This is a genomic window from Pseudomonas sp. 2024-210, from assembly GCF_045062345.1.
GTDB lineage: Bacteria > Pseudomonadota > Gammaproteobacteria > Pseudomonadales > Pseudomonadaceae > Aquipseudomonas.
Window position 1 is genome coordinate 141,037 of the sequence record NZ_JBJGEJ010000003.1, and the last position, 24,182, is coordinate 165,218.

Sequence of the window (24,182 nt, forward strand, 5' to 3'; positions counted from 1 at the left end):
AGAGGGCTGCTCTTTCAAGCTTCAAACAGAATGGGGCAGTTCGCAGCGCCTTCCAGCTTTTTCAGTTCCTCCACCACCTGCGGCCGTGCGCCTCGCACAGTCAGGCTGCGACCCGTCTCACGCAGCCGCCTGGCCTCCTGATGGAGCATTTCAACCCCCGAATAATCGATAAAGTTGATGTGCTGAGCTTCAATCACCACCCGCGCGCCCTGCGTACGTTGCAGACGCACTTGCAAGTAATGGCTGGCACCAAAAAAGATCGAACCGCCGACTCGCAATACCTCTTCATCCCCCTCACGCCAGCGCTGAATGCGTGGCCGTGACGTGCGCTTGAGATAGAAAAACAGCGAGGCCAACACCCCGGCATAAATTGCCGTTTGCAGCTCCAGCAACAAGGTGGCCACACACGTCAGCGCCATGACCGCGAACTCGGCCCGGCTAACCCGCCACAGCGCGCGAATGCCACGGGTGTCCACCAGCCCCCAGCTGATCAACACAATACCGCCCGCCATGGCCGGAATCGGGATGTGGGCAATCAGTTTTGCCCCGGTGACGGCAAACAGCGCCACCCACAGCGCTGAAAACACCCCGGCCAGCGGCGACCGGGCACCGGCCTCAAAGCTCAGCCCTGACCGGGTAAAGGAGCCTGAAGACAGGTATCCAGAGAACAGCGCGCCGACGATATTGGATAACCCTTGTGCGCGAATTTCCTGATTGGCATCGAGCATTTGTTGCGAACGTGCGGCTAACGAGCGGGCGATCGACAAGCTGGTCACCAGCCCCAGCATGCCCACCGCTACTGCACTAGGCAGCAGTCGAAGAATGGCCTCCAGATCCAGTGGCAACGGGCTGAAGGGCGGCAGGCTTGCGACAAACGACTGCACCAACCGTACATGACCAAACACCTGCGGCCAGCACCACACCACCAGGCTGGCACTGACCAGCGCAATCAATAAGCCCGGCCAGCGCGGCAGCCAGCGCTTGAACACGACCCCCACCAGCAGCGTTGCCAGCGCTAAAACCAGCGAAGCACGATCAAACTCGCGCACATGGGCAAGCAGTGTCAGCAGGCTGTCGAGAGCGGTTGCTCTACTTGGAATATCCAGTCCCAGCGCATTAGGTAACTGGCCCAAGGCGATGACCACGGCGGCACCCAACGTGAACCCGAGTACCACGGAATGCGAGACAAAATTGGCCAACGCGCCAAACTTGAGCATGCCCATCAGCCACTGAAAAATACCGGCCAAAAACGTCAGCAACAGAATCAAGCCGATGTAATCCTGCGAGCCGGGCACCGCCATCGGGCTGACGCTGGCGAACAGCACGATAGAGATTGCCGCCGTGGGGCCGCAAATCAAATGCCACGACGAGCCCCACAAGCAGGCGATGATCACCGGCACAATTGCCGCATACAGCCCGTATTCCGGGGGTAACCCGGCAATCAAGGCGTAGGCGATAGACTGCGGCAACGCCAAAATCGCCCCGCTCAGACCGACTGCCGCATCACGGCCAACGCTGGCGCGGGTTTGCTTGGGCAACCACGATAAAAATGGCAGGATGTCAGCGCGGTTGGGCCAGGCCATAAGGGTCTCGTTAACAAAGTCAGGCAGAACCCTATCATGCGCCAGCGCTTGAATGGGGTCGTGATAAAGAGGGGCATATGCAACGAATCAAGGGCTACCACGCGCACGTTTATTTCGACGCCAGCACCCTCGAACAGGCCCGCGCTTTATGCGAAGAGGCCGCGCAGCTGTTTGGCGTCACCCAGGGCCGGGTTCACCAGCGCCCGGTTGGCCCGCACCCGGACTGGAGCTGCCAACTGGCCTTCGGCCCCGAACTGATCGGCGTCGTCTTACCGTGGTTGGCGCTGAATCGGCATGGACTGGTGGTGTTTTTGCATCCCGACACGGGTAACGATTTGCTCGACCACACCGACCACGCCATCTGGATGGGCGCGATTCGGCCGTTGAATCTGTCTATTTTTTAACCAGCCGCACACCCTTTCAAAATTTTTTTCGCCCGGTAAAACGTCCCTCTTTCCCTACCAACCGCAAATCTCTGATAGCCCCAGCCTATAACGGCTGAACGTTGATCATGGCCATGTGTCATACCCTGCCATGAGCTAACGTATTAGACGCGTAGCCGTGGGCAGCGAATAGTTCTAAAAGGCCATTTATGGTTAACTTGAATGCTTGTTCAAGTTAAACCGGTGGTCCGCTGCCCGCTCATAACAGGAGGCTTACCTTTGCCGAATTTGCTCTTTTTGCCCGCGTTTTCCCTTTACAAGGTGCACATCCGATGAGTGCGCCAAGCACGTCTGAGACGTCTGTCATACGCATGAACCCGCCGGTGTTTTACTTTGCCGCCGCGTTCATTCTGATCTTCGGTGTGGTGGTGATCTCCATGCCTGCAGCGGCCGGTGAATGGCTGCTGGCTGCACAAAACTGGGCGGCCAATACGGTCGGCTGGTACTACATGCTAGCGATGACCCTGTATCTGATCTTCGTGGTCGTCACCGCCTTGTCCGGCTACGGCAAGATCAAGCTCGGTGCCGACCACGACGAACCTGAGTTCAGTTACCTGTCCTGGGCGGGGATGTTGTTCGCCGCCGGGATCAGCATCACGCTGTTTTTCTTCTGTGTTTCTGAACCCCTGACCCACATGCTCGCCCCGCCCCAAGGCCCGGCCGGTACGTCAGAGGCTGCACGCCAGGGCATGCAGTTACTGTTCTTGCACTGGGGGCTGCATGGCTGGGGCGTGTTTGCCTTTGTCGGCATGGCGCTGGCGTACTTTGCCTACCGTCATAACCTGCCACTGGCCCTGCGTTCGGCGCTGTACCCGCTGATTGGCAAACGCATCAACGGCCCCATCGGTTACGCCGTGGACGGCTTTGGCATCATCGCCACGGTATTCGGTCTGGGCGCGGACATGGGCTTTGGGGTGTTGCACCTCAATTCTGGCCTCGATTACCTGTTTGGCATTCCGCATACCCAATGGATTCAGGTGGGCTTGATCACCCTGATGATGGGCGCTGCCATTCTGGTGGCCATTGCCGGCGTCGATAAAGGCGTGCGGGTGATGTCCGACATCAACATGCTGCTGGCCTGTGCGCTGCTGCTGTTTGTGTTGTTTGCAGGGCCGACCCAACACCTGCTCAATACCCTGATCCAGAACATCGGCGATTACTTGGGCGCATTGCCCGTGAAGAGTTTCGATGTGTATGCCTATAACGAGCCAAGCGACTGGCTGGGCGGCTGGACAGTGTTCTATTGGGCCTGGTGGATTGCATGGTCGCCGTTTGTGGGCCTGTTTATTGCGCGTATTTCCCGTGGCCGCACCATCCGCGAGTTCGTCTTTGGCGTGCTGCTGATTCCGCTGGGCTTTACGTTGGCGTGGATGTCGATCTTCGGCAACAGCGCCATTGATCAAGTGCTCAATCACGGCATGGTTGCCTTGGGCCAGTCGGCCATTGATGACCCATCGCGCACCCTGTACTTGCTGCTGGAAACCTATCCGTGGAGCAAAACCGTGATCGCCGTGACGGTGTTCATCAGTTTTGTGTTCTTCGTGACCTCCGCCGACTCCGGCACCGTGGTGCTGTCTACCCTGTCGGCGCGTGGCAACAACGCTGACGAAGACGGTCCGAAATGGCTGCGGGTATTCTGGGGCGCAATGACGGCGCTGGTGACCAGTGCACTGTTGTTCTCGGGCAGCATCGACGCGCTTAAGTCGGCGGTTGTGCTGACGTCGCTGCCGTTCTCGTTGATTCTTTTACTGATGATGTGGGGGCTGCACAAAGCGTTCTACCTTGAGTCGCAGAAGAAAATCGCCCAGACGCACTCATTGGCGCCCGTGTCTCACTCGCGCCGTGGCGGCTGGCGTCAGCGCCTGAGCCAGGCCGTGCACTTCCCGTCACGTGACGAGGTGTACCGCTTTATGGACTCCACCGTGCGCCCGGCCATTGAAGAGGTGAGCGCGGTGTTCCGCGAAAAAGGCTTGAGCGTTGTCACCCAGCCGGATCCGGCCAACGACAACGTCAGTCTGGAAATTGGCCATGGCGAGGAGCACCCGTTCATCTACCAGGTACAGATGCGCGGTTACTTCACACCGTCGTTCGCACGCGGTGGCTTTGGTAAAAAAGAACAACTGCGCAACCGCCGTTATTACCGGGCGGAAGTGCATTTGGCCGAAGGCAGTCAGGACTATGACCTGACGGGCTATACCAAAGAGCAAATCATCAACGACATCCTTGATCAGTACGAACGGCATATGCAGTTCTTGCACTTGGTGCGTTGAGGTAACGGCTGACCCTCACCCCAACCCTCTCCCAGAGGGAGAGGGGGCTGATCGATGTGTTTTTGGATTCAGCACATGGGCTTCAGATTGCGGACGGTTTTGGCCATTCCCCCATCGAGTCCCCTCTCCCTCTGGGAGAGGGCTAGGGTGAGGGCTGCGACAGACCCTTCCCTGACTTCTGTGGGACACGGCTCGGCCTGTGTAGGGCCTATTGTGGCGTCAGAGGCAGCCTGCCTATAGTCCGCCGTCGCTGACAATCAGCGATCAGGCGTGCAAGCCTGCACCTACCAATTTCAACTTTCCGTCACGCTTGATAGGCTCTGCGCCTGCAACTTGCGTTATGGCAGTTGTGCGCGGGAGATCCTCGGGTCTGCCGGGTGGGTAGGTAACCGGTCTTGCACACCCGCGCACAACGGCCACCCACTTTCTGCGTGCAAGCTGATTGAAGTGGCTCCTTTTTATTATTAGGAGTTAGACCATGTCGCATTACCTTCCACAAACCGACAATCCCGCCGATTCAAACGTTTTATTGATCGATACCCGTGCCCCGCTTCACGCCCTGCTGGCGTGCGCAGAACAGCGCATACAGGCGGCCAAGAATCTGCTGCGCTGCCTCTCACACATAAACGCTTACAGCAGCGACCCCCACGATTTGAGCGCCGTGTGCGAGGCCTCCTCACTGTTGCTGCAAGAAGGCTGCGATGTGCTGGGGGTTCTGGTCATGCGAGAAATGTAACGTCAGGCTCAAGCGGTTGCGACAAAAGCCCGGTGCAGGTCTGCCAACGTCTCGAAATGATACGTGGGCGCAAACGAACTCAACTCTTCAAAGCTGCCAAAACCATAGCCCACAGCGGCCGCGTCCATGCCGTTGTCCCGCGCACCGATCAGATCGTGCTTGCGGTCGCCGATCATCAAGGTGTGCGCCGGGTCGAGGCCTTCGAGAGTCATCAGGTGCTTGATCAGCTCCACCTTGTTGGTGCGGGTGCCGTCCAGCTCACTGCCGTAAATAACCTTGAAATGCTTGCCAAAGTCGAAATGACGGGCAATTTCACGCGCGTAAATCTGCGGCTTGGAGGTGGCTATAAACAGGTTTCGGCCCTGCTGATTCAGCGCCTCAAGCAACGGCGCAATGCCTTCAAACACTTCATTTTCATACAGCCCGGTCACCGCGAAACGCTCGCGGTAATACCCCACGGCCTCCCAGGCCTGCGCTTCAGTGAAGGCATAGAATTCCATGAAGGCTTGCAAAAGCGGCGGGCCAATAAAGTGTTCCAGCCGGGTCAGATCAGGCTCTTCGATGCCCATTTTGCTCAAGGCAAACTGGATCGAACGGGTGATCCCCTCACGCGGGTCGGTGAGGGTGCCATCGAGGTCAAACAAAACGTTTTGATAGTGCATGCAGGGCTCCAAAAAATGCGTTTAAACCGGCTGGTCGTAGCCTTCGGCAAGGTGCTGGTCTTTGAGTTTCACGTAATTGCCCGCACTGTAAGTGAAGAAGGCTTTTTCTTTGTCGCTCAGTTCGCGCACCTGTTTGACCGGGCTGCCCACATACAGAAACCCGCTGACCAGGCGCTTGCCCGGTGGCACCAGGCTGCCCGCGCCTACGATCACGTCGTCTTCAATCACCGCACCGTCCATCACAATACTGCCCATGCCGATCAAAATACGGCTGCCGACGCTGCAGCCGTGCAGCATCACTTTGTGGGCGATGGTCACGTCATCGCCGATCAATAACGGGAAACCCTCAGGGTTGAAGGGCCCGGCATGGGTGATATGCAGCACACAGCCGTCTTGCACACTGGTGCGCGCCCCGATACGGATGCGGTGCATGTCGCCACGGATCACGGTCAGCGGCCAGACCGAACTGTCGCTGCCAATCTCGACGTCGCCTATCACCACGGCCGAACGGTCAACGAAAACGCGCTCACCCAAGGCCGGTGTGTGCTGCTGAAATGGACGAATGGACACAAATAGCTTCCTTCTTTAGCCGTAATAGGGCGTTGCAATGCTGCGTGCAACGACGATTGTAATTAAGATGGCCCAATGTTTCTTCCAGCCAAGGTGCCAACGTGAGCGAGAACAACCCTCTTTTGCAGCCCTACGACCTGCCGCCGTTCTCGGCGATCCGTCCTGAGCACGTACAGCCGGCCATCGAGCAGATCCTCGCCGACAACCGCGCCGGCATTCAAAACATCCTTGCCGACCAAGGCCAAAACCCTACGTGGGCGGGTCTGGTGCTGGCCATGGACGAGCTGAACGACCGTCTGGGCGCAGCCTGGAGCCCGGTTAGCCACCTCAATGCGGTGTGCAACAGCGCAGAACTTCGTGAAGCCTATGAGGCTTGCCTGCCTGCGTTGAGCGCTTACTCCACCGAGATGGGTCAGAACCGCGCGTTGTTCCAAGCCTTTGAAGCGCTGGCCCACAGCCCGCAGGTGGCTGATTTCGATCAGGCCCAACTGACCATCCTTGAGCACTCGCTGCGTGACTTCCGCCTGTCGGGCATTGACCTGCCTGAGGCCGAGCAAAAGCGTTACGCCCAGGTGCAGAGCAAACTGTCCGAACTGGGCAGCAAGTTTTCCAACCAACTGCTGGACGCTACCCAAGCCTGGACCAAGCACATCACAGACGAAGCCGCGCTGGCGGGCCTGACCGATTCGGCCAAGGCACAAATGGCTGCGGCTGCTCAAGCCAAAGGTCTGAATGGCTGGCTGATCACCCTCGAATTCCCAAGCTACTACCCGGTCATGACGTACGCTGAAGACCGCGCCCTGCGCGAAGAAGTCTACGCTGCGTACTGCACCCGTGCGTCGGACCAAGGCCCGAATGCGGGCACGTTCGACAATGGCCCGGTCATGGAAGAAATTCTCGACCTGCGTCAGGAGCTGGCAAAACTGCTGGGCTTCGGCAGTTTTGCTGAATTGAGTCTGGCCACCAAAATGGCCGAGACGCCGGATCAGGTGCTGACCTTCCTGCGCGACCTGGCCAAGAAGAGCAAACCCTTCGCCGCCCGCGACCTTGAGCAGTTGCAAGCCTACGCCACCGAACAGGGTTGCCCGGAACTGAAAAGCTGGGACGTTGGTTTCTATGGCGAGAAGTTGCGCGAGCAGCGTTACAGCGTGTCGCAAGAAACCCTGCGCGCTTACTTCCCGATCGACAAGGTACTGAGCGGCCTGTTCGACATCGTGCATACGCTGTACGGCATCGACATCGTCGAACTCAAGGGTTTTGACACCTGGCACCCGGACGTTCGCCTCTTCGAAATAAAGGAAAACGGCCAGCACATTGGGCGTTTCTTCTTTGACCTGTATGCCCGCGCCAACAAACGTGGCGGCGCGTGGATGGACGGCGCTCGCGACCGCCGTCGCACCGGGGCGGGTGAGCTGCAAAGCCCGGTGGCCAACCTGGTGTGTAACTTCACCCCGGCTGTTGCAGGCAAGCCTGCGCTGCTGACCCACGATGAAGTGACCACCTTGTTCCACGAGTTTGGTCATGGCCTGCACCATATGCTGACTGAAATCGAACACGCGGGCGTGTCGGGTATCAACGGCGTGGCGTGGGATGCGGTCGAGTTGCCAAGCCAGTTCATGGAAAACTGGTGCTGGGAGCCTGAAGGCCTGGCGTTGATCTCCAGCCATTTCGAAACCGGCGAAGCTCTGCCTAAAGACTTGCTGGACAAGATGCTGGCCGCCAAAAACTTCCAGTCCGGGCTGATGATGGTTCGCCAGCTGGAATTTTCGTTGTTCGACTTCGAACTGCACGCCACCCACGGTGACGGCCGCAGCGTGGCTCAGGTACTCGATGGCATCCGCGACGAAGTGTCGGTGATGCGTCCACCGGCCTATAACCGCTTCCCGAACAGCTTTGCGCACATTTTCGCGGGCGGTTATGCGGCGGGTTACTACAGCTACAAGTGGGCTGAAGTATTGTCGGCGGATGCGTTTTCGCGCTTTGAGGAAGAAGGTGTGTTCAACCCACACACCGGCAAGGCTTTCCGCCAGGCCATTCTGGCCCGGGGTGGCTCGAAAGCACCGATGGAATTGTTCAAGGATTTCCGTGGGCGTGAGCCGTCGATTGACGCGCTGTTGCGCCACAGCGGCCTGACCGAGGACGCCGCGGTATGAGTGAGGCCCCTGTGAACGTGACTAAAAAGCGCTTTATCGCCGGGGCGGTTTGCCCGGCGTGCAGCGAGCCTGACAAGTTGATGATGTGGAACGAAAACGACGTGCCGCACCGTGAATGCGTGGCCTGCGGTTATTCGGATACGTTGAATGAGCAGGGTTTGTCGGTGCCCAAGGAATTGGGTACGCGGGTGAACGTTTCGGCCTTGAAAAAAACGCCGGACCCGAAGGTGCAAGCAGTGCAGTTTTTTCCTAATCCGAAGCTGAAAAAGCCTTAAGCGTCAAAAGCCCCTCACCCTAGCCCTCTCCCGGAGGGAGAGGGGACTAAAGGCAAAAGCAGATTTGCGCAGCCCTCCATATCAACTCCCTCTCCCTTCGGGAGAGGGTTGGGGTGAGGGTGCTTTTGCTTTTAAGCCTTCTGCCACACCTTCGGCTTGAAGAACAATGTCTCGCCTCGCGCCAGATCGGTCAGGCTGTCATGGTCTTTGACCACTTCCACTTCGATCAGCTCGCTCTGCCCTTCTACCTTCAATGTCACCCGGGTGGTCGCACCCAGTGGGCGAATGTCACGCACCTGTGCAGCATGGTGGTCTTCGAGCTCGTGGCGCGACAACGACACTTCGTGCGGACGGAACAGCACATGCTGATCCTCACCAATGTGCAGGCGGTTGGAATCGCCCAAAAAGTGATACACAAAGTCGCTGGCCGGGTGTTCGTATACTTCGCCCGGTGAGCCGATCTGTTCGATCACGCCTTTGTTCATGACCACGATACGGTCCGCGACTTCCATCGCCTCTTCCTGGTCGTGGGTCACGAAGACGGAGGTCAGGTTGATGTCTTCGTGCAAACGCGCTAACCAGCGACGCAGTTCTTTACGCACCTTGGCGTCCAGCGCGCCAAACGGTTCGTCCAGCAGCAAGACCTTGGGCTCGACAGCCAACGCACGGGCCAGGGCAATACGCTGGCGTTGACCGCCGGAAAGCTGCTCGGGATAGCGATCCGACAACCAGTCCAGTTGCACCATGTTGAGCAGCTCGTGGACTTTTTCGGCAATACGGGTTTCGCTCGGACGTTCTTTTTTGGGCTTCATGCGCAGGCCGAACGCCACGTTGTCGAACACCGTCATATGACGGAACAAGGCGTAATGCTGGAATACAAAGCCGACGTTACGATCACGCACGTCGTGACCCGAGACGTCTTCACCGTGGAACACGATATTGCCTTCGTCCGGGGTTTCGAGGCCGGCGATGATGCGCAACAAGGTGGTCTTGCCGCAGCCCGAAGGGCCAAGCAGCGCCACCAGTTCACCACTGCGGATATCCAGATTGATGCTGTTCAGGGCCTTGAAGGCGTTGAAGTTCTTGCTGACGTTACGGACTTCGATCGACATGGTTTATTCCTCCGCGGCGCTGGCGCGCAGGCGGTTAATACGGGATTCGCTCCACTGCTTGAGCAGCAGGATGAAGAGCGCCAGGATCAGCAACAGAGTGGCCACAGCGAAGGCGGCAACGTGGTTGTATTCGTTGTAGAGGATTTCGACGTGCAGCGGCAGGGTGTTGGTCACCCCGCGAATGTGCCCGGAAACCACCGATACCGCACCGAATTCACCCATCGCCCTCGCTGTACAAAGCACCACGCCGTAAATCAGACCCCATTTGATATTGGGCACCGTGACGTGCCAGAACATCTGCCAGCCATTTGCGCCCAGCAGGCGTGCGGCTTCTTCTTCCTGGGTGCCCTGCTCCTGCATGAGCGGGATCAGTTCTCGCGCCACAAAGGGCACGGTGACGAAGATGGTGGCCAGCACAATGCCCGGCAAGGCGAATACGATCTGGATGTCATGGTCTTGCAGCCAAGGCCCGAGGAAGCCCTGCGCGCCGAACATCAGCACGTAGACCAGACCGGCAATCACTGGCGAGACCGAAAACGGCAGGTCGATCAGGGTCACCAGGATGCTTTTGCCGCGAAAGCTGTACTTGCTCACGCACCAGGCCGCACTGACGCCAAACACCACATTGAGCGGCACCGATATCACCACGGCGATGATGGTCAGTTTCAGGGCCGATAAGGCATCCGGTTCCAGAATCGCGTCGAAGAAAGCGCCAAAGCCGAGCTTCAGCCCCTGGGACACGACGATCAGCAAGGGTAACAGCAGGAAGACAATGAAGAACAACCAGCCAAAGCCGATCAGCATACGCCGCGACAGCGGGCTGCCACGGCGGGCGGCGTTGGCCACGGATGAGGCGCTCAGTGTTGAGTTAGACATGTCAGGCCTCCTTCACGGCTTTTCGATGCGCCGCTGAATCAAGTTGATGATCAGCAGCAAAATGAAGGAAACCACCAGCATCATCACGCCGATGGCGGTGGCGCCGGTGTAGTCGTATTGGTCCAGCTTGACCATGATCAACAGCGGCAAGATCTCGGTTTTGAACGGCATGTTGCCGGCGATGAATATCACCGAGCCGTATTCACCGACACCCCGTGCAAACGCCAATGCAAAGCCGGTCAACCATGCCGGCAACAAAGCAGGCACCAGAATGTAGCGGAAGACCTGCAAAGGTTTGGCGCCCAGGCAAGCAGCGGCTTCTTCGATTTCACGCGGAATATCAGCCAACACCGGCTGCACCGTACGCACCACAAACGGCAAGGTAACGAAGGTCAGCGCCAGCGTGATGCCCATAGGGGTGTAGGCAATCTTAAAGCCCAGATCCGCCGCGAGCTGGCCGATCCAGCCGTTAGGTGCATACAAGGCGGTGAGGGCGATACCGGCCACGGCGGTCGGCAATGCAAACGGCAGGTCGATCATGGCGTCGATAACCTTGCGGCCGGGAAAGGTGTACCGCACCAGCACCCAAGCCAGCACCGTACCGATGACGCCATTGATCAGGGCGGCGACGAAGGCGGTGCCAAAGCTCAACTGCAACGCCGATAACACTCGGGGAGCGGTAACGATGGCCCAGAACTGTTCCCAGGTCAGTTGCGCGGCATGCACAAACATCGCGGCCAACGGGATAAGCACAATCAGGCTGAGGTACACCAAGGTGTAGCCCAGCGTCAGCCCGAAGCCGGGTATGACGGGGGAAATACGACGTGACATAGAAATCCTTGGTTAACGCACGAAGCCCGCAACGGAGTCGCGGGCTTTATGTTCTAGCTTTCAGCGAGGTTCAACACCCCCGCTCCACAGGTTATTGCGGCTTGTAAATCTGGTCGAACACGCCACCGTCATTGAAAAATTTGGGTTGCGCAGTTTTCCAGCCACCGAAGTCTTTGTCGATAGTCACGAGGTCCAGCTTCGGAAATTGCTGTGCGTATTTTGCAGCCACTTGTTCGTCACGCGGACGGTAGAAGTTCTTGGCGGCGATCTCCTGACCGGCCGGGCTATACAGATGATCGAGGTAGGCCTTGGCGATCTCGGCATTGCCTTTTTTATCAGCGTTTTTGTCAACGACGGCCACTGGAGGTTCAGCCAAAATCGACAATGAAGGGACGACGATATCGAATTTATCGGCGCCGCCGTCTTCTTTCAACGCCAGAAACGCTTCGTTTTCCCACGCCAGCAACACGTCACCCTGACCGTTGTTGACGAAGGTGATGGTTGAACCGCGAGCACCGGTGTCCAGCACAGGGACGTGCTTGAACAGCTGACTGACGTATTCTTTGGCTTTGGCTTCGTCACCGCCGTTGGCTTTCAGACCGTAGGCGTAAGCCGCAAGGAAGTTCCAGCGAGCGCCGCCGCTGGTTTTCGGGTTCGGGGTAATGACCGACACGCCATCCTTGATCAGATCACCCCAATCCTTGATGCCTTTAGGGTTGCCCTTGCGCACCAGAAACACGATGGTCGAGGTGTACGGAGTGCTGGCATCCGGCAGGCGGGTTTGCCAGTTTTCTGGCAGCGAACCTTTGTTCAGCTTGCTGATTTCGTCAATGTCGCCGGCCAGCGCCAAGGTCACAACGTCGGCACGCAAACCGTCAATCACACCACGGGCCTGCTTCCCCGATCCGCCGTGCGATTGCTGAATTTTTACAGTATCGCCGGGATGGTTTTGCTTCCAGAAGGTGCTGAACTCTGCGTTGTAATCCTGATACAACTCGCGAGTCGGGTCGTAGGAAACGTTCAACAACTCGTAGTCTTTGGCCACAGCGGAGCCGGCAAAAATGGCACTGGCCAGCGCGGCCAAAGCGTAACGGCGTAGGGACATAGGTGAGGCTCCAAAGCACTTTTTAGTTTTTATTAAGCGCACTCAGGTGAATACGCTTTGGACAGGTCAGGTGTTTTTTTGCCCAGGGTTTTGCAAACGGAATTTTTCTTTGCGTTCGATCTGAACCACTTGAGCGTTATGCACGGTGATTTCCACAGCGCCAAAACGCAGATCTCGCAGCGCGCTCTGGATTTCCCGCAGAATGGTGGCTTCGTCCTGACCGTCAACGCTACGCAGAGATGCGTTCATGGTGCTGCTCCTGAAATTAAATGCCGAGGGGATGCTGGCGTGGGAGCAATAGTAGTGAGACGGGATTATTCTTAAAAATACTATTTAAGAATGTTTATATAACTGAAATGACATTTAGCATTGAGCATGCACGTCGTCGCTAGCGCAGGCAGCGATTAGATGGGTTCGGATGCGTTATTCAAGACAGGGACTACACTCCAAATGCCTCGCGAACGCGGGGCAGGCACGACAGGATGCTTTATCTCGCTGGACAGTCAGCGCAAGTGGGATCACCTTAGAGCCACTGTCGTCTTTTCCTGCAAAGCCTGGAGTCTTTATGTCGTTCACCCCTGAGATGGTTGCCGAAATGAAAGTCCTTGCCCTGTTTGACCTGAACAGCACACAAGAGGGCCTAAAAGTCCATCACACCGCCGATCCTGCATTGATTGAAGCCGCAAAGCGTTTGTATGCAAAAGATCTGATTACGCAGACAGATGGCGGCTACCTGACCAGCTTGGGTCGTGATTCGGTTGAAAACGTGAAAACACTGCTCACAATTCTCACCACAGAGCCTTTCGTTGAAGTGCCCCTGAAAGAACTTGCCTAAGGGCACGCCATGCCCACGGGATCCAGACACTCAACGATTCCGCGGGCACACTTTTGGTGCAAGCAAATTTCTGACGCCAAAAAACACATCCACCTAAGTCTTTTGCATCACGAACTGTAAACTTCTCCTACGTTTCCTTTCTTCCTGACGTGGAAAGTCTGTTTGTGTTTGAGATGACACACCCACCTGAAAGACGCCCAACGTTAGAGTGCGCCAACAACCGGCAGTCTCTTGCGCGCATACGCGAGCGTTTTCTGAGCGTCAATCAAGGTCGAATAGCCCGTGCAATGGAAAGTCTGGCACCCCATCAGCAAAACTTCCTGCGACTGCTGGCACTGTTCTTCCATGTCAATCACCCGTCACTGCCGGGTTATGTGTCGGACTGCACCCCTGCCGGGGTATCCGGTTATGAACCCGATGCATCCGTCATCGTTACCGCCAGAAGCTTGGCCCCTGAGTTTACTTACGCGTCGAGCCCCGAGCGGCAACAGCCCATCCACAGTGTCTTTTTGATGGGCAGCCTCGGCACGCTGGCTCAGACCGATCAAAGCGATATGGACGTGTGGGTGTGTCATGGCCCGCAGCTAACGGGGGGCGAGCGACAAGCCCTGCGTGATAAATGCCGGCGGCTGGAGGTGTGGGCGGCCCGTCAAGGGTTCGAAGCGCATTGTTTTTTAATCGATACGCATCGCTTCGCTCAGGGCGAGCATGAGGTTCAGCTGTGCACCGAAAATGGCGGTACAACACAACACCATTTATTGCTCGATGAGTTTTATCGCACCGCCCTATGGCTCGCGGGCCGCACGCCCTTGTGGTGGTATGTGCCTGTGAGCGAAGCCTCTCGGTACGGTGAATTCACCCGCGCCACAGGTGACCGGCCTTTAACCGGCAGCGATGACGTCATGGATCTTGGGCATCTGGCGCGCATACCCTCGAACGAATTTTTGGGGGCCGGGTTATGGCAATTATTCAAAGGGATTGAATCGCCCCACAAATCAGTGCTCAAACTGTTGCTGATTGAGGTGTACGCCAGCGAGCATCCGCACGTGAATTACTTGAGCATGGATTTCAAGCAGGCGGTATACGCCAATCATCTGAACCTCGATGAGCTGGACCCTTACGTGATGGTGTACCGACGTATTGAGCGGTATCTCACGGCCATAGGCAAGATGCAGCGCCTGGAGCAGGTACGCCGCAGCTTGTACCTGAAGGTCAATTGCACGCTGACAGGGCCAACAGCCGGCCGCGGCAGACCCTGGCAGCGCCAATTGCTGGAACGACTGACCGCCGAATGGGGCTGGGATGAACGCCTGCTGACTTCGCTCGACAACCGCTCACACTGGAAGGCCGAAGAGGTCACTCAGGAGCGCCTGACGGTGGCCCGCGAACTCAGCAACAGCTATCGCTTTTTGAGGCAGCTTGCGCTCAATACTCCCCGAAAACCCCCGGTTTTCGGCTAGCGCCGCGAAGCTGAGCGCAGCCGTGGGTGACGGCAGGGTTAAAGGTCGAAGTCGCCAGCGGCTTCAGGCTGATATTCGACTTCGAGCAATTTCAGCTTAAGGGTTTTGCCACCCGGCGCAGGCCAGTTGATGTGCTGACCCTTCTGCAAGCCCAACAAGGCGCTACCGACAGGCGCCAAAATCGAGATCTTGCCTTCGTCGGCGTTGGCATCTTTCGGATAAACCAGGGTCAGGTGATAGTCCTTGCCGCTGATTTCTTCGCGACAGTGCACGCGAGAGTTCATGGTCACAACACCTGCTGGCACTTCTTCATGGCCAACCACGGTTTCAGCCCGGTCCAGTTCGGCTTGAAGCGCAACCACACCCGGCAAGGTGTCGTCCAGGGTGTCGATCAGTTTCTCCAGACGCTGAACGTCCAGGCGAGTGAGGATGATGTGAGGTTCTGTACTCATGACCTGGCAGACTCCTTTTTTCTGCACGAAAAAGCAAAACCCCGCCGGGAAATGGCGGGGTTTTGACCAACCTCGGTAGTGCGAGGCGAACCCGGACACTACCACAGCACAATAAATACACAACCCGTGTAAGGACTCTGTCATCGCTGCCGAAGGTGGCGATTAGAGGTTTAGCCCTTTCGTTGCCGGGCCTGCTCACAAATCACCCGGCGACGCTGGTCGTCTGCCGAGCGCCACTCGCGGATGTCTTCAACATGCCGAAAGCAGCCCAGGCAGACTTTATATTCATCCAGCCGGCACGTGCTGATGCAGGGTGAAGCCACGGCCGGACTGACGTTGCTGTAGAGCGGTTTTGCGGGTTTAGCAGGAGCAGTCACTATTAAATCTCTTCAAATTCCAGCTCGGCGCCTGCGTGTTCCTTTGTCAGGCGCTCAACCATTTCGCTAAGCAGTTCGTCACTTTTGTCGCACTTCCATGCGCTGCGCTTTTCATCGTAGTCGAAGTGAAAACCACCATTGGGAGCAGCGAGCCATAGCTGAAGCAGAGGGGCCTGGCGGCTGAATATCAGTGATTTTCCATTCTCAAACTTGACCGACAAAACGCCGGCTGAGTTCTCTACATCAACATCCAGATCGCAGGTGTCGAAGATGTCTTCCAGGTTTTCCTGGGTTGCATCGACCAGATCGTGAAAACGGGCTTCAGTCAAACTCATGGTGGAACCTCGTAATATCTAGTCATGCTCGGAACTCGCAAGATACGGGCGCTCCAGGGCGATTGCAAACCCTAAGACGACGCGACCCGACGCACCACTGATTATCCACACAGGTCGATTTACTGGAGCCGTCTACTGCATAGGCAAGCTGGTGGGTGCTCGGTATACTCGGGCGCAATTAATGCTTTTCAAAGGATTTCGCCATGAAGCGCCTGATCTCTTCTATTGCTGCGCTCGTCGCGGTTGCCTGCCTTGTTTCTGCCTGTGGTCAAAAAGGTCCGCTGTATCTGCCCGATGACAGTAAATCTCCCGATGAGCAAGCGAAGTCGTCGCAATCGCAAGTGCACAAGCACCAATAATAAGGGAGCACCATGGACGCTTTTAACTACCGCGATGGTGAGCTGTTTGCAGAAGGTGTAGCGCTGACGGCGATCGCCGAGCGTTTTGGCACGCCGACTTACGTTTACTCCCGCGCGCACATAGAGGCGCAATACAACGCTTACGCCCACGCGTTGAACGGCATGCCGCACCTGGTGTGTTTCGCCGTGAAGGCCAACTCCAACCTGGCTGTTCTCAATGTCCTGGCGCGCTTGGGCGCCGGTTTTGACATTGTGTCCCGTGGCGAGCTGGAGCGGGTGCTGGCCGCGGGTGGCTCGGCAGACAAAATCGTGTTTTCCGGTGTCGGCAAGACCCGCGACGATATGCGTCGGGCGTTGGAAGTAGGCGTGCATTGCTTCAACGTCGAATCCACCGACGAGCTGGAACGTCTGCAAGGGGTGGCCGCCGAGCTGGGTGTTCGCGCGCCGATTTCGCTGCGAGTCAACCCGGACGTTGATGCGGGCACTCACCCGTACATTTCCACCGGCCTTAAAGAAAACAAGTTCGGTATCGCCATCGCGGACGCCGAGGATGTGTACATCCGTGCGGCCCAGTTGCCGAACCTCGAAGTGGTCGGCGTGGATTGCCATATCGGTTCGCAACTGACCACGCTTGAGCCGTTCATCGACGCATTGGACCGCCTTCTGGCGCTGGTCGACCGATTGGGCGATTGCGGCATCTACCTGCGCCACATCGACCTCGGTGGTGGCCTGGGTGTGCGTTATCGTGATGAAGAGCCGCCACTGGCGGGCGACTACATCAAAGCGGTACGTGAGCGTATCGAGGGCCGCGAGCTGGCGCTGGTGTTTGAGCCGGGTCGGTTTATCGTGGCCAATGCCGGCGTGCTGCTGACGCAGGTTGAATACCTCAAGCACACCGAGCACAAAGACTTCGCCATTGTCGATGCCGCCATGAACGACTTGATTCGCCCGGCGCTGTATCAGGCCTGGATGGACGTGACCGCAGTCCGCCCACGCGACACTGAAGCCCGCGCTTATGACATCGTTGGGCCGATCTGTGAAACCGGCGACTTCCTGGCCAAAGACCGTCAGTTGGCGCTGGCTGAAGGCGATTTGTTGGCCGTGCATTCGGCCGGTGCCTACGGTTTTGTGATGAGTTCAAACTACAACACCCGTGGCCGCGCCGCAGAAGTGCTGGTGGATGGCGATCACGCATTCGAGGTTCGCCGTCGCGAGACTGTCGCTGAGTTGTTTGCTGGCGAAAGCCTGCTGCCGGAGTAATCCCATGTTGCTGCGTTTTACTAAAATGCATGGCCTGGGCAATGACTTCATGGTGCTAGACCTGGTCAGCCAGCACGCGCACATTCTGCCCAAACACGCCAAACAATGGGGTGATCGGCACACGGGGGTCGGTTTTGATCAGCTGTTGCTGGTTGAAGCGCCCAGCAACCCGGAAGTGGATTTCCGTTATCGGATCTTTAACTCCGACGGTTCGGAAGTGGAGCAATGCGGCAATGGGGCGCGCTGCTTTGCGCGCTTCGTGCTCGACAAGCGCTTGACCACCAAGCGCCAGATCAAGGTTGAAACCAAAAGCGGCATTATTGAACTGAACGTTCGCAGCGATGGGCAAATCAGTGTCGATATGGGCCCGCCGCGTTTGCTCCCGGAAGAAATTCCGTTTGTGGCTGACGCTCAAGCGTTGAGCTATGAGCTGGAGGTGGACGGGCAGATCGTTGAGTTGGCCGCCGTTTCAATGGGCAACCCGCACGCAGTCCTGCGTGTCGATGACATCAATAACGCGCCGGTGCATGAACTGGGGCCCAAGATCGAGCATCACCCGCGCTTTCCTGCCCGGGTCAATGTTGGCTTTCTGCACGTGGTTGACCGCCAGCGCGGGCAGTTGCGGGTGTGGGAGCGCGGTGCCGGGGAAACTCAGGCATGCGGTACAGGCGCCTGTGCGGCGGCAGTGGCAGCCATCAGCCAAGGCTGGATGGACTCGCCCTTGATCCTCGACTTGCCCGGAGGCCGATTGTCGATTGAATGGGCCGGCCCCGGCCATTCGGTGATCATGACAGGCCCTGCCATGCGCGTTTACGAAGGACAAGTCCGTTTATGAGCGAGCGCACACGATGACCGATCAGCCACCGTCTTCAGACCTCGAACGTCCAGAGCAAAGCCCCGAAGCCGCCACCGTGGTCGCCTATCTGGAGGCCCATCCCGACTTCTTCAACCAGCGCGACGAGCTGCTGCTGTCGCTGCGTATTCCTCATCAGCGTGGCGATACCATTTCGCTGGTAGAGCGCCAGCTGGAATTGTTGCGGGGCCGTAATATCGAAATGCGTCATCGTTTGTCGCAACTGATGGACGTGGCACGTGACAACGACCGCCTGTTCGAAAAAACCCGTCGCCTGAACCTTGCCTTGATGGATGCCACCAGCCTTGAAGAACTGGTGATTGCCGTCGAAGACAGCTTGCGACAGGACTTCAAAGTGCCCTTCGTCAGCCTGGTGCTGTTTGGCGACAATCCAATGCCTGTCGGCCGCTGGGTCAGCAGTGCAGAAGCTCAACGCGCCCTGGGCGGTTTGCTGGCGGAAGGCAAAGCCGTCAGTGGCAGCTTGCGCGAGCATGAGCTGGACTTTTTGTTCGGCGAAAATCAGCGCAAGGAAATCGGCTCCACCGCTGTGGTAGCGCTTAATCATCTGGGCTTGCATGGTGTTCTGGCGGTGGCCAGTCGCGACCCGCAGCATTACAAAAGTTCGGTGGGTATGTTGTTTCTCAACCATATCGCCGAAGTATTGGGCCGTGTGTTGCCGCGCTTTACCCACGCACTGCGTTCGGTGCGTTAGTTGTGGAACGGCAACTGGACGCTTACTGCACTCACTTGCGCAGTGAGCGCCAAGTGTCGCCCCACACGCTGCAAGCCTATCGCCGCGACCTGAATAAAGTGTTGGCGTTTTGTGACAAAGCGTCCATCACCAGCTGGGCCGCTCTGGATATTCAGCGCCTGCGCCAGCTTGTCTCGCGCTTGCACCAGCAAGGTCAGTCATCACGCAGCATTGCGCGGCTGTTATCCGCGGTGCGCGGGCTTTACCACTACCTGAACCGTGAAGGCCTGTGCGATCACGACCCGGCTAACGGGCTCGCCCCGCCCAAGGGCGAACGGCGCCTGCCCAAAACCCTTGATACCGATAGAGCGCTCCAGTTACTGGAAGGGGCTGTTGAAGAAGACTTTCTGGCGCAGCGCGATCAAGCCATTCTGGAACTGTTTTATTCCTCAGGCTTGCGCCTGTCAGAACTGACTGGGCTCAATCTGGAGCAACTGGACTTGGCCGATGGCCTGATTCAGGTGCTCGGCAAAGGCAGCAAGACCCGCGTGTTGCCCGTGGGCAGAAAAGCACGTGAGGCCTTACAGGCGTGGTTGCCGCTGCGCGCCCTGGCTAACCCGCAAGATGATGCCGTTTTTATCAGCCAGCGCGGGCAACGCCTTGGCCCCAGAGCTATTCAGTTACGGGTCAAAGCAGCGGGCGAGCGCGAGTTGGGCCAGAACCTGCATCCACACATGCTTCGCCACTCGTTTGCCAGCCACTTGCTGGAGTCTTCGCAGGACTTGCGTGCGGTGCAAGAGCTGCTGGGTCATGCGGACATCAAAACCACTCAAATTTATACCCACCTGGATTTCCAGCATCTGGCATCGGTTTACGACAGCGCCCACCCACGGGCCAAACGCAGCAAGGACAGTGAATGACGATTGAGCTGATTACCTTCGACCTCGACGACACCCTGTGGGACACCGCACCCGTAATCGTGCGTGCAGAAGCCGTATTGCGTGACTGGCTGCTGACTCACGCACCAAAAGCGGGCGCTCTTGAGGTCGCCGACTTTCAAGCCCTTCGCCTGCGCGTTTTAACGGAGCAACCACAGCTTAAGCACCGAATCAGTGCACTGCGTCGCCGCGTGTTGTTTCATGCGCTTCAAGACACCGGTTACGCCAATGCTCTGCAGCTGGCTGATGAGGCGTTCGACGTATTTATCGAAGCTCGGCATGCACTTGAGGTCTTCGAGCAGGCAGAGCCGACGCTGGAGGCTCTGGCCCGGGAGTACGCGTTAGGCGTGGTGACCAATGGCAACGCTGATGTGCGGCGCATCGGGCTGGGGCATCATTTCAAATTTGTGCTGTGCGCTGAAGACATCGGAATAGCCAAGCCAGATGCACGGCTGTTTCACGAGGCATTGTTGCGGGGTGCCGTTACGGCAGGCGCGGCGGTGCATGTGGGCGATCATCCGGGTGATGATATTGCCGGTGCTCAGCAGGCAGGTTTACGGGCGGTGTGGTTCAACCCGGGCGGCAAGCACTGGGACGGTGACAAAGCACCTGATGCCGAGATTGGGTGTTTGAGTGAGTTGCCGACGGTGCTAACGCAGTTCAAATAACCACTCTCCTGTGTTTGCTTCTCTCACCGGGCCCACAAAAAAAACCCGCAGCGACGGCGGGTTTTCTTTTCAAGCCACGTAGCAATCCTTAGATAGGACGGCTGCCGTACTTGTTGTCAGGCTTTTTGGGTGGGTCTGCCACCACGTTCGCCTCGACTTCCTGCACCTTGCCACCACGGGAAAGGAACTCTTCCATCGCGCGAGCCAGAGCATCACGCTCTTTGTTTTTGGCTTCTACGCTGGGCAGGTCATCAACCGACACTGCAGCTTTGGATTTGCCTTTGGCCACAGGGACCGGCGTATCTTCGCCATCGTCGTCGGCCACGTCATCGGCAGCGGCTTCAAGACCCTCTTCGGCCTCGTCCTCGTCACCTACTTCGAGCTCATCATTTTCCAGATCGTCGTCGCTCATGTTCTACCTCATGACTTTCGTAAAGCAGATTATTTATATAGACCAGATGCGACAAATGTCGACCTCGGGTGGCGAAAAAGTAGCCCTGGTCAATCCCCGGCTTACGCCTCTTCACCGCGAAGGATGATGAGGACTTTACAAGCACCGTCATATTCACGCTGCTCGTCCAAAAACACTGTGCCAGCGAGCCTTCTGCCACCGACCTTGCCCTACAGACACGCTCAGTGACAGCCCGACTTGCAAAGCATGGAAACGTCTGGAGATTGTCCACGTCTTCATCTTGCACAGGGAGCAGCTTTGCTGCCCTCGGCGCGCATTCTAGCGTGCTGTAGAAAAAAACAAAGCAGCGAATAGTCGAGTTGTGCCGTAAGTGTTCATCCTACAAATTTTAGCGGCCGGGATCCGTCTTAAAACTGTAGGAAAATTCATTCTCTTTAAGGGGATAACGCACATTAGAGACAAAAAAATACCCGGCAAGCCGGGTATTTTTAAAAGGGCTACTTACAGGTTGTAGCCTCTTTCGTTGTGTTGTGCCAAATCCAGACCGACCGCTTCTTCCTCTTCCGTCACGCGAAGGCCCATGACGGCATCCAGCACTTTGAGAATGATGAAGGTCACCACCGCTGTGTAGACGATGGTAAAAGCGACGCCTTTGAACTGAATCCAGACTTGAGCACCAATGTCGGTCACCGCGCCGAAACCACCCACCGCAGGGGCCGCAAACACACCGGTCAGAAGCGCGCCTACAATACCGCCAATGCCGTGAACACCGAACGCATCCAGCGAATCGTCATAGCCCAGCTTGCGCTTGAGTGCCGTGGCGCACAGAAAGCAGATCACGCCAGCTGCCAAGCCGATCACAATGGAGCCCATAGGGCCTACGGTGCCTGCGGCGGGCGTGATGGCGACCAGGCCGGCGACCACGCCTGAGGCGATGCCCAAGGCACTTGGCTTGCCGTGAGTGATCCACTCCGCAAACATCCAGCCCAGTGCAGCGGCGGCCGTTGCAATCTGCGTCACCAGCATGGCCATGCCCGCCGTGCCATTGGCAGCGGCGGCAGAGCCTGCGTTAAAGCCAAACCAGCCGATCCACAGCATGGCGGCACCGACCAGGGTGTAACCGAGGTTGTGGGGGGCCATCGGGGTGGTTGGGTAGCCTTTACGCTTGCCCAGTACGATGCACGCCACCAGCCCTGCGATACCGGCGTTGATGTGCACCACCGTGCCGCCCGCGAAGTCGAGTACACCCCAGTCCCACATCAGGCCGCCGGGACCGCTCCAGACCATGTGCGCGATAGGCGCATAAACCAGCGTGAACCACACGCCCATAAAGATCAGCATGGCCGAGAACTTCATGCGTTCAGCAAAGGCACCTACGATCAGTGCCGGGGTAATGATGGCAAAGGTCATCTGGAAGGTGATGAACACCGCTTCCGGGAACAGTGCTGTGGCCGAGGTCAGGCTGGCCGGCGTCACGCCCACCATAAATGCCTTGCCGAAACCGCCAATGAACGAGTTGAAGTTGGTGACGCCTTCTTCCATGCCCGTCGTATCAAACGTAATGCTGTAGCCGTAAATGACCCACAGAATGCTGATCAGCCCGGTAATGGCAAAGCACTGCATCATCACGGATAGAATATTTTTGGAGCGCACCATGCCGCCGTAAAACAGCGCAAGGCCGGGAATGGTCATTAACAGCACCAAAGCGGTTGCAGTCAGCATCCAGGCGGTATCGCCGGAGTTCAGGACTGGAGCGGCCACTTCGTCTGCGGCCATGGCCAGGCCAGGCATTACGACAGACAACAGGGCTCCGAGCCCTGCGAATTTACGCAGAGTCATAGTGTTTTCTCCTGGGGCGTTGGGGTTTGGCGGCTTAGATTGCGTCGGTATCGGTTTCGCCGGTACGGATGCGAATAGCCTGTTCCAGATTGACCACAAAAATCTTGCCGTCACCGATTTTGCCGGTGTTGGCAGCCTTGGTTATCGCCTCAATAACCCGGTCAAGATCTTTGTCGTCAATGGCGACATCAATCTTCACCTTTGGCAGAAAATCGACCACATATTCCGCGCCGCGATACAGCTCGGTGTGACCTTTCTGCCGGCCGAAGCCTTTAACCTCAGTAACGGTAATGCCCTGCACGCCGATTTCAGACAGCGACTCGCGTACGTCGTCTAACTTGAACGGCTTGATAATGGCGGTGACTAGCTTCATGAAACTTCTCCCGAATTGGTGGACTTGCCCCAGGAAAACAAACCCGGCTCAAGTCTAAGCGCAGTGTCTGGCTTTGTAACGCGTCGTTGCCAGTTGCAAGCAACACAACGTGTATCAATCGCTGGTGACGAAAACACTCCCTGAACCACCTGCCGCACACCCATCGTCACAGCAACTGCATCAGTACATGAGTCAGTGGCAACTAAGCAGAAACCTTGCCATGTCTGAAAAAACCAACAATTACAGTCAATTAACATCCATTGATGGCATTTTGCTCTTTAGTTGACGGCATTTATGCACCCAAACAGTGCACTGCCTGTGAGCAGCCTGCGCGAAAGCTGTGCGCCGAGCCGTGTACAGGGGGCCCAAAGCCTGCGTGCTACACTCGCCACCATCAGTTTTCAGGACCTTACCCATGCTCGCTCCCAAAGACCTTCTCGACGCCCTGAGTGGCCAAGCTTCCCGTTTGTTCAGTGGCGAAACACCGTTGCCCCGCAACGAAATCGAAAGCCAGTTCAAAGCCTTGCTGCAAAGTGGCTTCAGCAAACTGGATTTGGTCAGCCGCGAAGAATTCGATAGCCAAATGGTGGTACTGGCCCGCACCCGCGATCGTCTCGAAAGCCTCGAAGCCAAAGTTGCGGAGCTTGAAGCCAAGCTGTTGCCGCCCGGCGAATAATGCTCAACGGCGGTGCATTTGTTCACGATCTTTAGATT

The 24,182-nt window shown here is 57.3% G+C and carries 27 protein-coding genes and 1 pseudogene; 14 read left to right on the plus strand and 14 right to left on the minus strand.

The window, feature by feature from the left end:
* Positions 1-14: 14 nt before the first annotated feature.
* On the minus strand, positions 15-1,583 hold the full coding sequence (locus ACI7MX_RS05315; RefSeq protein WP_405584340.1) for a SulP family inorganic anion transporter: 1,569 nt from the start codon (positions 1,581-1,583) through the stop codon (positions 15-17).
* A 77-nt stretch (positions 1,584-1,660) separates the two neighbouring features.
* Here ACI7MX_RS05315 and ACI7MX_RS05320 point away from each other — a divergent pair, with 77 nt between their 5' ends.
* The 3 genes from ACI7MX_RS05320 to ACI7MX_RS05330 all read left to right on the plus strand — a co-directional run bounded on the left by ACI7MX_RS05320 (position 1,661) and on the right by ACI7MX_RS05330 (position 5,032).
* Positions 1,661-1,987 (plus strand): DOPA 4,5-dioxygenase family protein, encoded by a 327-nt coding sequence (locus tag ACI7MX_RS05320; protein WP_405584337.1) that lies wholly within the window; start codon positions 1,661-1,663, stop codon positions 1,985-1,987.
* Between the two features lie 311 nt (positions 1,988-2,298).
* Positions 2,299-4,296, plus strand: coding sequence for a choline transporter BetT (gene betT / locus ACI7MX_RS05325; protein WP_405584334.1), 1,998 nt, complete (start codon positions 2,299-2,301; stop codon positions 4,294-4,296).
* A 478-nt stretch (positions 4,297-4,774) separates the two neighbouring features.
* Positions 4,775-5,032, plus strand: a complete 258-nt coding sequence (locus ACI7MX_RS05330; RefSeq protein ID WP_122786301.1) for a hypothetical protein — start codon at positions 4,775-4,777, stop codon at positions 5,030-5,032.
* Positions 5,033-5,040: 8 nt separating this feature from the next.
* On the opposite strand, the gene ACI7MX_RS05335 is transcribed toward ACI7MX_RS05330, so the two are convergent.
* Together ACI7MX_RS05335 and ACI7MX_RS05340 are read right to left on the minus strand one after the other, a co-directional pair.
* Entirely contained in the window at positions 5,041-5,694 is a 654-nt protein-coding gene (locus ACI7MX_RS05335) for an HAD family hydrolase (protein ID WP_314486130.1), read from the minus strand.
* Between the two features lie 21 nt (positions 5,695-5,715).
* Positions 5,716-6,264: a gamma carbonic anhydrase family protein gene (locus ACI7MX_RS05340; protein WP_314486129.1), complete on the minus strand. Its 549-nt coding sequence runs from the start codon at positions 6,262-6,264 to the stop codon at positions 5,716-5,718.
* Between the two features lie 101 nt (positions 6,265-6,365).
* Here ACI7MX_RS05340 and prlC point away from each other — a divergent pair, with 101 nt between their 5' ends.
* The gene (prlC, locus tag ACI7MX_RS05345) at positions 6,366-8,417 is read left to right on the plus strand and encodes an oligopeptidase A (RefSeq protein WP_405584329.1); all 2,052 of its coding nucleotides are present in this window, start codon (positions 6,366-6,368) and stop codon (positions 8,415-8,417) included.
* Positions 8,414-8,692: a YheV family putative zinc ribbon protein gene (locus ACI7MX_RS05350; protein WP_314486125.1), complete on the plus strand. Its 279-nt coding sequence runs from the start codon at positions 8,414-8,416 to the stop codon at positions 8,690-8,692. Before prlC ends, ACI7MX_RS05350 begins: the two co-directional genes overlap by 4 nt.
* 131 nt (positions 8,693-8,823) lie before the next feature.
* On the opposite strand, the gene ACI7MX_RS05355 is transcribed toward ACI7MX_RS05350, so the two are convergent.
* The 5 genes from ACI7MX_RS05355 to oscA all read right to left on the minus strand — a co-directional run bounded on the left by ACI7MX_RS05355 (position 8,824) and on the right by oscA (position 12,865).
* Positions 8,824-9,804: a sulfate ABC transporter ATP-binding protein gene (locus ACI7MX_RS05355; RefSeq protein ID WP_314486123.1), complete on the minus strand. Its 981-nt coding sequence runs from the start codon at positions 9,802-9,804 to the stop codon at positions 8,824-8,826.
* A 3-nt stretch (positions 9,805-9,807) separates the two neighbouring features.
* Positions 9,808-10,680: a sulfate ABC transporter permease subunit CysW gene (gene cysW, locus ACI7MX_RS05360; RefSeq protein ID WP_314486120.1), complete on the minus strand. Its 873-nt coding sequence runs from the start codon at positions 10,678-10,680 to the stop codon at positions 9,808-9,810.
* A gap of 12 nt (positions 10,681-10,692) precedes the next feature.
* Positions 10,693-11,511: a sulfate ABC transporter permease subunit CysT gene (gene cysT / locus ACI7MX_RS05365; protein ID WP_405584324.1), complete on the minus strand. Its 819-nt coding sequence runs from the start codon at positions 11,509-11,511 to the stop codon at positions 10,693-10,695.
* Positions 11,512-11,602: 91 nt separating this feature from the next.
* Positions 11,603-12,616, minus strand: a complete 1,014-nt coding sequence (locus ACI7MX_RS05370; RefSeq protein ID WP_405584321.1) for a sulfate ABC transporter substrate-binding protein — start codon at positions 12,614-12,616, stop codon at positions 11,603-11,605.
* 66 nt (positions 12,617-12,682) lie between these two features.
* A complete protein-coding gene (gene oscA, locus ACI7MX_RS05375) occupies positions 12,683-12,865 on the minus strand; it encodes a sulfur starvation response protein OscA (protein WP_314486113.1) in 183 nt (60 codons plus the stop codon).
* A gap of 316 nt (positions 12,866-13,181) precedes the next feature.
* Between oscA and ACI7MX_RS05380 the strand changes: the two genes are divergently transcribed.
* Positions 13,182-13,451 (plus strand): TIGR02647 family protein, encoded by a 270-nt coding sequence (locus ACI7MX_RS05380; protein WP_314486111.1) that lies wholly within the window; start codon positions 13,182-13,184, stop codon positions 13,449-13,451.
* A gap of 173 nt (positions 13,452-13,624) precedes the next feature.
* A pseudogene (locus ACI7MX_RS05385) lies at positions 13,625-14,881 on the plus strand (class I adenylate cyclase); the annotation flags it as partial.
* Positions 14,882-14,949: 68 nt separating this feature from the next.
* Here ACI7MX_RS05385 and rnk read toward each other — a convergent pair.
* From rnk to cyaY, 3 genes are all read right to left on the minus strand, one after another.
* A complete protein-coding gene (gene rnk, locus ACI7MX_RS05390) occupies positions 14,950-15,363 on the minus strand; it encodes a nucleoside diphosphate kinase regulator (RefSeq protein ID WP_314486109.1) in 414 nt (137 codons plus the stop codon).
* Positions 15,364-15,533: 170 nt separating this feature from the next.
* Positions 15,534-15,740, minus strand: a complete 207-nt coding sequence (locus tag ACI7MX_RS05395; RefSeq protein WP_314486107.1) for a DUF1289 domain-containing protein — start codon at positions 15,738-15,740, stop codon at positions 15,534-15,536.
* 2 nt (positions 15,741-15,742) lie between these two features.
* Positions 15,743-16,075, minus strand: a complete 333-nt coding sequence (gene cyaY / locus ACI7MX_RS05400; protein WP_314486105.1) for an iron donor protein CyaY — start codon at positions 16,073-16,075, stop codon at positions 15,743-15,745.
* A gap of 203 nt (positions 16,076-16,278) precedes the next feature.
* Between cyaY and ACI7MX_RS05405 the strand changes: the two genes are divergently transcribed.
* The 6 genes from ACI7MX_RS05405 to ACI7MX_RS05430 are packed head-to-tail and all read left to right on the plus strand — an operon-like array spanning position 16,279 to position 20,844.
* The gene (locus tag ACI7MX_RS05405) at positions 16,279-16,434 is read left to right on the plus strand and encodes a lipoprotein (RefSeq protein WP_314486103.1); all 156 of its coding nucleotides are present in this window, start codon (positions 16,279-16,281) and stop codon (positions 16,432-16,434) included.
* A gap of 12 nt (positions 16,435-16,446) precedes the next feature.
* Complete coding sequence (lysA, locus tag ACI7MX_RS05410; RefSeq protein WP_405584314.1) at positions 16,447-17,694, plus strand: diaminopimelate decarboxylase; 1,248 nt, start codon at positions 16,447-16,449, stop codon at positions 17,692-17,694.
* A gap of 4 nt (positions 17,695-17,698) precedes the next feature.
* Positions 17,699-18,529, plus strand: a complete 831-nt coding sequence (gene dapF / locus ACI7MX_RS05415) for a diaminopimelate epimerase (protein WP_314486099.1) — start codon at positions 17,699-17,701, stop codon at positions 18,527-18,529.
* A gap of 13 nt (positions 18,530-18,542) precedes the next feature.
* Positions 18,543-19,259: a DUF484 family protein gene (locus tag ACI7MX_RS05420; protein ID WP_314486097.1), complete on the plus strand. Its 717-nt coding sequence runs from the start codon at positions 18,543-18,545 to the stop codon at positions 19,257-19,259.
* A gap of 2 nt (positions 19,260-19,261) precedes the next feature.
* Positions 19,262-20,158, plus strand: a complete 897-nt coding sequence (xerC, locus tag ACI7MX_RS05425) for a tyrosine recombinase XerC (protein ID WP_314486095.1) — start codon at positions 19,262-19,264, stop codon at positions 20,156-20,158.
* Positions 20,155-20,844 carry an HAD family hydrolase gene (locus ACI7MX_RS05430; protein WP_405584309.1) on the plus strand — a complete coding sequence of 230 codons (690 nt, stop codon included), beginning with the start codon at positions 20,155-20,157 and terminating at the stop codon, positions 20,842-20,844. Before xerC ends, ACI7MX_RS05430 begins: the two co-directional genes overlap by 4 nt.
* 88 nt (positions 20,845-20,932) lie before the next feature.
* Here ACI7MX_RS05430 and sutA read toward each other — a convergent pair whose 3' ends face one another.
* From sutA to glnK, 3 genes are all read right to left on the minus strand, one after another.
* A complete protein-coding gene (sutA, locus tag ACI7MX_RS05435; RefSeq protein WP_314486090.1) occupies positions 20,933-21,256 on the minus strand; it encodes a transcriptional regulator SutA in 324 nt (107 codons plus the stop codon).
* A 501-nt stretch (positions 21,257-21,757) separates the two neighbouring features.
* Entirely contained in the window at positions 21,758-23,095 is a 1,338-nt protein-coding gene (locus tag ACI7MX_RS05440; RefSeq protein ID WP_314486088.1) for an ammonium transporter, read from the minus strand.
* A 34-nt stretch (positions 23,096-23,129) separates the two neighbouring features.
* On the minus strand, positions 23,130-23,468 hold the full coding sequence (glnK, locus tag ACI7MX_RS05445; RefSeq protein WP_002555808.1) for a P-II family nitrogen regulator: 339 nt from the start codon (positions 23,466-23,468) through the stop codon (positions 23,130-23,132).
* A 415-nt stretch (positions 23,469-23,883) separates the two neighbouring features.
* Here glnK and ACI7MX_RS05450 point away from each other — a divergent pair, with 415 nt between their 5' ends.
* Entirely contained in the window at positions 23,884-24,144 is a 261-nt protein-coding gene (locus tag ACI7MX_RS05450; RefSeq protein ID WP_405584302.1) for an accessory factor UbiK family protein, read from the plus strand.
* Positions 24,145-24,182 lie beyond the last annotated feature (38 nt).